We start from the raw sequence: 10,785 nt of genomic DNA, 5'->3' as shown, positions 1-10,785 counted from the left end.
CTTCAGCTCAGTGTGGGCGGGCCGTATGGCTGACAAGTTCGGTCGCCGCGGCGTGCTGTGGCTGGTGTTGTCGGTGATGTTTGCGGGGCTGCTGCTGACGCTTTCCGGCTCGCTGGTGCTGATCGTGGGCGGTATGGCGCTGTACACCTTTGGTTTCTTCGCTTCCCACTCCATCGCCAGCAGCTGGGTCGGCCGCCGTGCCCGCGCACCTCAGGCGCTGGCGTCAGCGCTGTACCTCTTCTTCTACTACATGGGTTCCAGCGTGGTCGGCTGGCTGTGCGGAGTGGTCTGGGCGCACCGCGGCTGGAACGGCGTTGTCGTCCTGCTTGGCTGCCTTCTGGCCGGAGCCTTGCTCATTGCCCTCCGCCTGCGCAACCTGACTCCCATTGCGACGCCTCCCGCGGCCGCCCTGGCCACCTGAACGTGCGCTGCCTTAAACGCCGTTGACCAGTTTGTAAGGATTGCCGTGTTTGCCAGACCAAGTATTATCAACTTGGGAGGCGGATATGGAATTCACGATGGCGTTGGCGGCAGCGGTGGTCGCTGGGGTGTGTTCAGTGCAGAGCCCACCCCATAAGGTGGCGCTGGTGGAGTTGTACACGTCGGAGGGCTGTGAGAGCTGTCCGCCGGCGGATAAGTATCTGGGCGAGCTGCGGGCGTCGGAGAAGCTCATTCCGCTGTCGCTGCATGTGGACTACTGGAACTACCTCGGCTGGAAAGATCCCTTCTCGCGTGCCTTGTTCACGGAACGCCAGCGCTGGCTGAGCGATCTGGCGCGCACGCACACGATCTACACGCCGGAACTCTTCGTCGGCGGACGCGAATTGCGCGGCTGGCCGGGCGGCATGTCCGCAGCGGTGGAGCGCATCAATGCCCAGCAGGCCCAAGCGGCGATCGCGATTACAGTTGGCGCGGCCGACAGTAGCGGGCTGCCGGTTGAAGTTCGTGCCAGTGCTGCACGGGCGGCCAAGCTGCACGTCGCGCTGACTGAGGACGGCATCAGCAGCCAGGTCGTCGCAGGCGAGAACAAGGGGCGCTTGCTGCATCACGATCATGTCGTGCGTGACTGGCTGGTACCCACGGCCGTGTCAGGCGGCAGCACGGTGCGTGTGGCGCAATCGCTGCCAATTCCGCGCGGCGCGAATCCGGACAAGCTGGCGCTGGTGGCCTTTGTGCAGTCGGCTGAAGGGGAAATCCTGCAAGCCACCTCGCTTAGCGTCTGCAAGCGTTGAGCTAGCTCAAACACGCGGCTGCTACGCGGAACCGGCCCGAGCGCGCGCAACTCCAAAAAGAATCGGCACAGCCCGTGCCGTTTTCGAATGGAGGAGATCATGATGCACGACAACGAGATCCGCAGCCGTTTGAACAATGTGCAGCTGGCCGTTAGTCTGGCGGCGCAGCAACTGTCCGCCGAACGCCATTTGTCCGGCGAGTTGCGCGAATACATTCAAAAGCTGGATCGCCGCTCGGATGATATCTGCGAAATCCTGGCGAGCCAGGACTTCGGCGATGTGCCGCGATTGGTGACCGATATGGAAGTGCTGGGCGCCCGCGCGCGCCGCTGCTGTTCGAGCGGTTTGCCGGTGACGCAGGAGTTGAAGGCGGCGGTGAATCATATGCACAGTGAGCTGTTCGATTTCAAACAGCACCTTCACTGAGCAACGGCGGGTCAGAACGACCCGCCCTACGTCGCAGTGCATTGATCGATCCGGCGTCCGCTATGGCGTCGGCGAACGCCTGTGATGTAGGGCGGATCATTGATCCGCCGTCCACGCAGCGCCGAATTAAACGACGCCTTTATCGCGCAAGGTGGCGATATCGGACTCGCTGCGTCCCAGCACATCGCGCAGCACTTCCTCGGTATGCTGTCCCAGCAGCGGTGGCGCGACGTCGGTTTCCGCCGGGCTGGCGGACAAGCGCATCGGGCTGCGCACCAGTTTGACCTTGCCCGCCGTCGGATGTGGCGTCTCAATGACCATGCCGCGCGCCTGTACCTGCGGATTCTGGAACACGTCGTGCAGATCGTTGATCGGGCCACACGGCACGCCAACCGCCTCCAGCTGCTCGATCCACCAGTCACGCGGTTTGGCCTTCACCATCTCGGCCAGAACCGGCACCAGCTCATCGCGATTCTTCACGCGCAGCGGGTTGGTCGCATAGCGTTCGTGCGTTGCGAGGTCCGCACGCCCGCCCACTTCAACAAACTTCTGATACTGCCCATCATTGCCGGTAGCGACGATGATGTAGCCATCCGAGCAGGCGAAGGTCTGGTAAGGCACGATGTTGGCGTGCGCATTGCCCCAGCGCTTGGGCGGCTTGCCGCTGTTAAGGTAGTTCGAGCCCATATTGGCCAGCATCGCCACCTGCACATCCAGCAGTGCCATGTCGATATACTGGCCTTCGCCGGTGCGGTCGCGATGGGTGAGGGCGGCCAGGATCGCGATGGTGGAATACATGCCCGTCATCAGGTCGGTCAGCGCCACGCCGGCTTTTTGCGGACCACCGCCCGGCAGATCATCGCGCTCGCCGGTCACGGACATCAGGCCGCCCATGCCCTGGATCAGGAAGTCATAGCCCGCGCGGTGCGCGTATGGACCGTCCTGGCCGAAACCAGTCACCGAGCAGTAGACCAGGTCCGGCTTGACCTGCTTCAGCGAGTCGTAATCCAGGCCGTATTTCTTCAGTTGGCCGACCTTGTAGTTTTCGAGCACCACATCGGCGTGCCTGGCCAATTCGCGGATCAGTGCCTGGCCCTCAGGCCTGGAGATATCGACCGTCACCGAACGCTTGCCGCGATTGGCGGAGAGGTAGTAAGCCGCCTCGGTGGTATCGGCGCCGGAAGCATCTTTGGCATATGGCGGACCCCATGCGCGCGTATCGTCGCCCGCACCGGGACGCTCGATCTTGATCACGTCCGCGCCCAGGTCCGCCAGGTTCTGCGAGCACCACGGACCGGCCAGCACGCGGCTCAGATCCAGTACGCGAATATGTCCAAGGGCCTTCGGCATCATGTTGTCTGTTCCATACTAAATTCAGGGAGCGTTAGCTTAACCGATTCAGCCGTGGTAGTGTTTCAAACCATGTGGCCTTATCCGAAAATTGTCGCTCACCGTGGCGGCGGCACGCTGGCGCCGGAAAACACCATTGCCGGCCTGCGCGCCGGCCTCGCCTACGGTTTCCATGCGGTCGAATTTGACGTCATGCTGTCGAAAGACGGCATCGGCGTGGTCATGCACGACCCGGAATTTGGCCGCACGATTTACGGCGAGGGCAGGGTGGTGGACCACACTGCGGCCGAGCTGTCGAAGAAGGACGCGGGCCGCTGGCTGAAGCCGGAGTTCCGCGGCGAGCCGGTGCCGCTGTTCCTGGAATTTGTCGATTACTGCATGGCGCAGCGGATCTGGATGAATATCGAGATCAAGCCGACCGATGGCATGGACGAAGCCACCGGCCGCTGGGTGGCGCACACCACGCGCGCGCGCTTCGCGGCGGAAGTGGCGGCGGGCGATCCGGCCGGGCTGCCGCTGCTGTCCTCTTTCAGCATGCCGGCACTGGCCGCGGCACGCGATGCTGCGCCGGACCTGCCGCGGGCTTGTCTTTTTGATCAGCTGCCGGAAAACTGGGCGCATATCGCCGGCGAACTGGATGCGGTGGCGATCCACACCAACCATAAAAATCTGACGCTGGCGACCGCCCGCGCGATCAAAGAAGCGGGCTTTGGCCTGTTTTGCTATACCGTCAACGATCCCGAACGAGCGCGGGAAATCCTCGCCTGGGGCGTGGACGGATTCTGCACGGACCGCATTGATCTGATCCCTCCTACTTTCGCTTAGAACCCAAGGCGACCCCTGGTGGCAGGCACGCGGTGCCAGCCACCCTGGCACGGGGCGCGGAACGGGTGGCTGGCTCTTAGAGCCTGCCACCTGCTTTTCGGTTCGGGCTTCACGTATAATCAACCCTTTGCACCAGCTTGCAACCTAATCCAATACGACATGAAATCTGCTGAAATTCGCGAAAAGTTCCTGAAATTCTTCGAATCCAAAGGTCACACGATTGTCCGTTCCAGCCCGCTGGTGCCAGGCAACGACCCGACCCTGCTGTTGACCAACTCCGGCATGGTGCAGTTCAAGGATGTGTTCCTGGGCCAGGATACCCGCCCGTACACCCGCGCCACCACCGTGCAGCGCTGCGTGCGCGCCGGCGGCAAGCACAATGACCTGGAAAACGTGGGTTACACCGCGCGTCACCACACCTTCTTCGAGATGCTGGGCAATTTCAGCTTTGGCGACTATTTCAAGCGCGATGCGATCAATTACGCGTGGGAGCTGCTGACCAAGGTCTACCAGCTGCCGGCTGAAAAGCTGACCGTGACCGTCTACATCGAAGACGACGAAGCCTACGATATCTGGGCGAACGAAATCGGCGTGCCGAAAGAGCGCATCATCCGTATTGGCGACAACAAGGGTTCGCGCTACGCGTCGGACAACTTCTGGCAGATGGCCGACACCGGCCCATGCGGTCCTTGCACCGAGATCTTCTACGACCACGGCGCGGACATCTGGGGTGGTCCTCCAGGCTCGCCGGAGGAAGACGGCGACCGCTTCATCGAAATCTGGAACCTGGTGTTCATGCAGTTCAACCGCGACGAAGCGGGCGTGATGCACAAGCTGCCGAAGCCTTGCGTGGATACCGGCATGGGCATGGAGCGTCTGGCCGCCGTGCTGCAGCACGTGCACTCGAACTACGAGATCGACTCCTTCCAGGCGCTGATCAAGGCGGCTGCGCGCGAAACCGGCGCCACCGACCTGGAAAACAAATCGCTGCGCGTGATCGCTGACCACATCCGCGCTGCTTCCTTCATGATCGTTGACGGCATCATCCCTGGCCCGGAAGGCCACGGCTATGTCCTGCGCCGCATCATCCGCCGCGCGCTGCGCCACGGCCATAAGCTGGGCCAGAGCAAAGCCTTCTTCTACAAGCTGGTGGAAGACCTGAACAATGAAATGGGCGCCGCCTATCCGGAACTGGCGGAAGCCAAGGACCGCGTAGCCCAGGTGCTGAAGGCCGAGGAAGAGCGTTTCGGCGAGACCCTGGAAAACGGCATGAAGATCCTGGAAGCGCAGCTGGCCAAGGACCCGAAAAACCTGGACGGCGCCACCGCCTTCACCCTGTACGACACCTACGGCTTCCCGCTGGACCTGACCGCCGATATCTGCCGCGAACGCGAAGTGACGCTGGACGAAGCCGGTTTCGCCGTCGCGATGGAAGCGCAGAAGCAGAAAGCGCGCGAAGGCGGCAAGTTCAAGAAGATGGCTGCCAATGTTGAATACAGCGGCGAAAAGAACAAGTTCGTCGGCTATGACCAGCTGGCGCACAACTCGAAAGTGATTGCCCTGTACGCCAATGGCGCGCCGGTGCAGGAACTGAAAGCGGGCGAGCAGGGCATTATGGTGCTGGACACCACGCCGTTCTACGCCGAATCCGGCGGCCAGGTGGGCGACCAGGGTCTCATCACCGGCGCTACCGGCCGCTTCACCGTGGAAGACACGCTGAAGATCCAGGCTGACGTGTTCGGCCACCACGGCGTGGTTGAACAAGGTTCTCTGAAAGTGGGCGACGCGGTCGGCGCGGAAGTGGACCAGCATTCGCGCGGCCGCACCATCCGCAACCACTCGGCAACTCACCTGATGCACAAAGCCCTGCGCGAAGTGCTGGGCGGCCACGTGGCGCAGAAAGGCTCGCTGGTCGATCCGGACAAGGCGCGTTTCGACTTCTCCCACAATGCGCCGATGACCGCCGAGGAAATCGCCAAGGTGGAAGCCATCGTCAACGCCGAGATCCTGGCTAACGCAGCGACCGAGTCGCACCACATGTCCTTCGACGACGCCGTGAAGCACGGCGCCATGGCGCTGTTCGGCGAGAAGTACGGCGACGAAGTGCGCGTGATGGACATCGGCTCCTCCAAAGAGCTGTGCGGTGGCGTACACGTGCATCGCACCGGCGATATCGGCCTGTTCAAGATCGTCTCCGAAGGCGGTGTGGCAGCGGGTATCCGCCGCGTGGAAGCCGTGACGGGCGAGGGCGCGCTGGCGCTGGTACAAGGCATGGCACGCAAGCTGAACGAAGCGGCTGCCGCACTGAAAGCCAACCCGGAAGAGCTGACCGTCAAGATCGGCGCCGTGCAGGACCAGGTGAAAGCACTGGAAAAAGAACTGGCGGCATTGAAGTCCAAGCTGGCTTCCGGCCAGGGCGACGAGCTGGTGAACAAGGCCGTCGACGTGAAAGGCCTGAAAGTGCTGGCCGCCACCATGGAAGGTGCGGATGTCACTGCATTGCGCGAAACCATGGATAAACTGAAGGATAAACTGAAGTCCGCCGCCATCGTGCTGGCCTCCGTCAACGACGGCAAGGTGAGCCTGATCGCCGGTGTGACTGCTGACTCCATCGGCAAGGTTAAAGCAGGCGAGCTGGTCAACTTCGTTGCACAACAAGTGGGCGGCAAAGGCGGCGGACGCCCTGATATGGCGCAGGCGGGCGGCACCAATCCAGACGGCCTGCCGAGCGCACTGAGTGGCGTTGCAGCATGGGTGGAGCAGCGTATCTAAAGGCGGTAAAGCCCCGTACCTAAGGGCGCGGGGCTTGTTTTAATTGCAAGGCCGTTGTGACTTTGCAACGATGTTCGAACTATTTTGGTGCAGTGCGTCACGCGCCGTAATTTGGAGTAGTATGTCGGAACATCGGTAGTAACCAGTGAGAATTTGATGAGCGACACACTACTTGAACCCGAGACCATGGAATTTCACAAGGACCTCGACGCCAGGGGCCTGAACTGCCCGCTGCCCATTCTGAAAGCGAAGAAGGCACTGGCTGAGCTGGAAAGCGGCCAGGTGCTGCGCATTGTGGCAACCGATCCGGGTTCCGTGCGCGACTTCCAGGCGTTCGCCAAACAGACCGGTAACGCCCTGCTGTCCCACGTGCAGAACGGCACCGAGTTCACCTTCCTGATGCAGCGCAAATAAGGTCACGCGCAAAACCCAAGTTATAATTCCGGCTGTTGATTTTTCGGCGCCGGATGACGTTTAAAAAACGCACGATCGTGCTATTATTCGATCGGACTAGTTGAATTCTCATATAATCTAGCCCACTTATATTACTTATCACTTTTTCAAAGGCACACCTATGAAAGTCCTGGTACCTGTCAAGCGCGTCGTCGACTTCAACGTCAAAGTGCGCGTCAAATCCGACGGCACTGGCGTGGATATCGCCAACGTCAAAATGTCGATGAACCCATTCGACGAGATCGCCGTGGAAGAGGCGACCCGCCTGAAGGAAGCCGGTAAAGTGACCGAGATCGTGGCCGTGTCCGCCGGCGTGACCCAGTGCCAGGAAACCCTGCGCACCGCAATGGCGATCGGCGCCGACCGCGGCATTCTGGTGGAGACCGCGACCGAACTGGAGCCGCTGGCTGTGGCCAAGCTGCTGAAGGCGCTGGCTGACAAAGAGCAGCCGCAGCTGATCATTCTGGGCAAGCAGGCGATCGACGATGACTCCAACCAGACCGGCCAGATGCTGGCTGCGCTGCTGGGCTGGCCGCAAGCGACCTTTGCGTCCAAAGTGGTGCTGGAAAACGGCAAGGCAACCGTGACCCGCGAAGTGGACGGCGGTCTGGAAACGCTGTCCCTGACCCTGCCGGCCATCGTCACCACCGACCTGCGCCTGAACGAGCCGCGTTATGTGACCCTGCCGAACATCATGAAGGCGAAGAAGAAGCCGCTGGATACCGTCAAGCCGGAAGACCTGGGCGTTGACGTGACCCCGCGCCTGAAGACCATCAAAGTGGCCGAGCCTGCCAAGCGTTCCGCTGGCATCAAGGTGCCTGACGCAGCAACCCTGGTTGCCAAGCTGCGCACCGAAGCTAAAGTCATCTAATTCAGGCTAACTCAAAGGATTCTCAAAATGGTCGCACTCGTAATCGCTGAACACGACAACGCTAGCCTGAAAGGCTCCACCCTGCACACCGTGACCGCCGCCGCACAATGCGGCGGCGACGTGCACGTGCTGGTTGCCGGCGCCAACGCCGGTGCTGCTGCCGAAGCAGCCGCCAAGATCGCTGGCGTCACCAAGGTGCTGCACGCTGACGCAGCCCACTTCGCCGATGGCCTGGCTGAAAACGTCGCCGAGCAGGTGCTGGCGATCGCTGGTTCCTACTCCCACATCCTGGCTCCTGCTACCGCCTACGGCAAGAACATCCTGCCGCGCGTTGCCGCCAAGCTGGACGTAGCCCAGATCTCCGAAATCACCAAGGTCGATTCGCCTGACACCTTCGAGCGTCCGATTTACGCCGGTAACGCGATCGCCTACGTGCAATCGTCCGACAAAGTGAAGGTCATCACCGTGCGTACCACCGGCTTTGACGCTGCCGCTACCGGCGGTTCCGCTGGCGTGGAAAGCGTGGCTGCTGTTGCCGATTCCGGCAAGTCCGCTTTCGTGAGCCGCGAAGTGGCCAAGTCCGATCGTCCGGAACTGACCGCTGCCAAGATCATCGTGTCCGGTGGCCGCGGCATGGGCTCGGGCGACAACTTCAAGATCCTGGAACCGCTGGCCGACAAGCTGGGCGCAGCAATGGGCGCATCGCGCGCTGCCGTGGACGCAGGCTTCGTGCCGAACGACTGGCAGGTTGGCCAGACCGGCAAGATCGTGGCGCCGTCGCTGTACATTGCCGTCGGTATTTCCGGCGCGATCCAGCACCTGGCTGGTATGAAGGACTCCAAGACCATCGTCGCCATCAACAAAGATCCTGAAGCACCGATCTTCTCCGTGGCGGACTACGGCATCGTTGGCGATCTGTTTGAAGTTGTGCCGCAGCTGGTCAAAGAACTGGGTTAATAACCACAGTCGTAACCCAAGTGGCTGCCACCCTGTGGCAGCCACTCGTTTTTTGCCCCTGGTTTTAAAAATATGAGCGGCCCACCGCTTTGGAGACTCACATGAGCTATCAAGCCCCAATGAAAGACATGCTGTTCGTGATGAACGAACTGGCCAACCTGTCCGGCGTGAACGCGCTGCCGGGCTGCGAGGACGCTACGCCGGAAACCGCGGAAGCCGTGCTCGAAGAGAATGCGAAGTTCGTCAGTGGCGTGATCGCTCCGCTGAATCACGCGGGCGACAAAGAACCAAGCAGCTGGGCTGATGGCAAGGTAACGACCTCCAAGGGTTTCAAGGAAGCCTTCAAGYAGTTCGCTGAAGCGGGCTGGCAGGGCTTGCAGCATCCGACCGAATTCGGCGGCCAGGGCCTGCCCAAGCTGGTTGGCACCCCGTGCGTGGAAATGCTGCACGGCTCGAACCTGTCCTTCGCACTGGTGGCGCTGCTGTCCGATGGCGCGATCGAAGCGCTGCTGACCGCAGGCAGCGACGAGCAGAAGGCGATCTATCTGGAAAAGCTGGTGACGGGTCAATGGACCGGCACCATGAACCTGACCGAACCGCAAGCCGGTTCCGACCTGGCCGCGGTGCGTTCGCGCGCTGTGCCGCAGGGCGACGGTTCGTACAAGGTTTCGGGTACCAAGATCTTCATCACCTACGGCGAGCATGACATGGCCGAGAACATCATCCACCTGGTGCTGGCGCGTACGCCGGACGCACCGGAAGGCGTGAAGGGTATCTCGCTGTTCATCGTGCCGAAGTTCATGGTCAATGCCGACGGTTCGCTGGGCGAGCGCAATGATGTGCATTGCGTCTCCATCGAACACAAGCTGGGTATCAAGGCTTCCCCGACCGCCGTGCTGCAGTTTGGCGATCACGGTGGCGCCACCGGCTTCCTGGTGGGCGAAGAGAACCGCGGCCTGGAATACATGTTCATCATGATGAATGCAGCCCGCTTCGGCGTCGGCATGCAGGGCGTGGGCGTGGCGGAACGCGCTTACCAGCAGGCTGTGGCCTTCGCCAAGGAGCGTGTGCAGTCGAAGGACCTGAATGGTTCCCCGACTGGCGTGACCATCATCAACCACCCGGACGTGCGCCGCATGCTGATGTCGATGCGCGCCCAGGTCGAAGGCGCGCGTGCGCTGGCTTACGTTGGTGCGGCCCACTACGACTACGCTCACCATCACGCTGATGCGGAAGTGCGCAAGCAGAACCAGGCGATCTACGAATACCTGGTGCCGATCATCAAAGGCTGGTCCACCGAGATGTCCGAGAACGTGACGCGCGATGGCGTGCAGGTGCATGGCGGCATGGGCTTCATCGAAGAAACCGGCGCAGCACAGCACTACCGCGATTCCAAGATCCTGACCATCTACGAAGGCACCACCGCGATCCAGGCGAATGACCTGGTTGGCCGCAAGACCGTGCGCGATGGTGGCGCCATTGCCAAGGGCCTGATCGCTCAGGCGCGTGCTACCGCTGCTGAACTGAGCGATGGCGCCGATTTCGCCGCGATCCGCAAGAACCTGGAGCAGGGCCTGAACGACCTGTCCGACGTGGTGGACTTCGTGGTGCAGAACACCAGGAGCGATATCAAGGCCGTGTTCTCCGGCTCCGTGCTGTACCTGAAGCTGGCCGGCATCGTGCTGGGCGGCTGGCAGATGGCTCGCGCCGCGCAGATCGCGCAGCGCAAGCTGGGCGCAGGCGAAGGCGACGCAGGCTTCTACAAAGCCAAAATCACCACCGCCCGCTTCTTCGCAGACCACATCCTGTCGCAATCGAGCAGCCTGCGCACCGCCATCGTCGACGGCAGCGCCGGCGTCCTGGGCCTGCCGGAAGACCAGTTCTAAGGCTTGCCGGGGT

The 10,785-nt window shown here is 61.7% G+C and carries 9 protein-coding genes and 1 pseudogene; 9 read left to right on the top strand and 1 reads right to left on the bottom strand.

Translation table 11 applies throughout. The features are described from left to right. The 3 genes and pseudogenes from AB4Z11_RS10440 to AB4Z11_RS10430 all read left to right on the top strand — a co-directional run. A pseudogene (locus AB4Z11_RS10440) lies at positions 1-421 on the top strand (MFS transporter); the annotation flags it as partial. A gap of 85 nt (positions 422-506) precedes the next feature. Continuing rightward, positions 507-1,232, top strand: a complete 726-nt coding sequence (locus AB4Z11_RS10435) for a DUF1223 domain-containing protein (RefSeq protein ID WP_442025121.1) — start codon at positions 507-509, stop codon at positions 1,230-1,232. Positions 1,233-1,331: 99 nt separating this feature from the next. Further along, a complete protein-coding gene (locus tag AB4Z11_RS10430; protein WP_442025119.1) occupies positions 1,332-1,658 on the top strand; it encodes a hypothetical protein in 327 nt (108 codons plus the stop codon). Positions 1,659-1,784: 126 nt separating this feature from the next. On the opposite strand, the gene AB4Z11_RS10425 is transcribed toward AB4Z11_RS10430, so the two are convergent. Further along, on the bottom strand, positions 1,785-3,011 hold the full coding sequence (locus AB4Z11_RS10425; RefSeq protein WP_442025117.1) for a CaiB/BaiF CoA transferase family protein: 1,227 nt from the start codon (positions 3,009-3,011) through the stop codon (positions 1,785-1,787). A gap of 69 nt (positions 3,012-3,080) precedes the next feature. On the opposite strand from AB4Z11_RS10425, the gene ugpQ reads away from it, so the two are divergent. The 6 genes from ugpQ to AB4Z11_RS10395 all read left to right on the top strand — a co-directional run bounded on the left by ugpQ (position 3,081) and on the right by AB4Z11_RS10395 (position 10,772). Beyond that, the gene (ugpQ, locus tag AB4Z11_RS10420; RefSeq protein ID WP_442025123.1) at positions 3,081-3,833 is read left to right on the top strand and encodes a glycerophosphodiester phosphodiesterase; all 753 of its coding nucleotides are present in this window, start codon (positions 3,081-3,083) and stop codon (positions 3,831-3,833) included. Positions 3,834-3,992: 159 nt separating this feature from the next. Continuing rightward, a complete protein-coding gene (alaS, locus tag AB4Z11_RS10415) occupies positions 3,993-6,605 on the top strand; it encodes an alanine--tRNA ligase (RefSeq protein ID WP_442025115.1) in 2,613 nt (870 codons plus the stop codon). 186 nt (positions 6,606-6,791) lie between these two features. After that, entirely contained in the window at positions 6,792-7,019 is a 228-nt protein-coding gene (locus AB4Z11_RS10410) for a sulfurtransferase TusA family protein (protein ID WP_442025113.1), read from the top strand. A gap of 160 nt (positions 7,020-7,179) precedes the next feature. Further along, on the top strand, positions 7,180-7,929 hold the full coding sequence (locus AB4Z11_RS10405) for an electron transfer flavoprotein subunit beta/FixA family protein (protein ID WP_442025111.1): 750 nt from the start codon (positions 7,180-7,182) through the stop codon (positions 7,927-7,929). Positions 7,930-7,956: 27 nt separating this feature from the next. Continuing rightward, positions 7,957-8,886 carry an electron transfer flavoprotein subunit alpha/FixB family protein gene (locus tag AB4Z11_RS10400; RefSeq protein WP_442025109.1) on the top strand — a complete coding sequence of 310 codons (930 nt, stop codon included), beginning with the start codon at positions 7,957-7,959 and terminating at the stop codon, positions 8,884-8,886. A 101-nt stretch (positions 8,887-8,987) separates the two neighbouring features. After that, positions 8,988-10,772, top strand: a complete 1,785-nt coding sequence (locus tag AB4Z11_RS10395; RefSeq protein ID WP_442025107.1) for an acyl-CoA dehydrogenase — start codon at positions 8,988-8,990, stop codon at positions 10,770-10,772. Positions 10,773-10,785 lie beyond the last annotated feature (13 nt).

This window comes from Pseudoduganella sp. RAF53_2 (assembly GCF_052113985.1).
GTDB lineage: Bacteria > Pseudomonadota > Gammaproteobacteria > Burkholderiales > Burkholderiaceae_D > Rugamonas.
The sequence above is the reverse complement of the archived record's forward strand: the minus strand, read 5'-3'. Positions and strand labels throughout refer to the sequence as shown.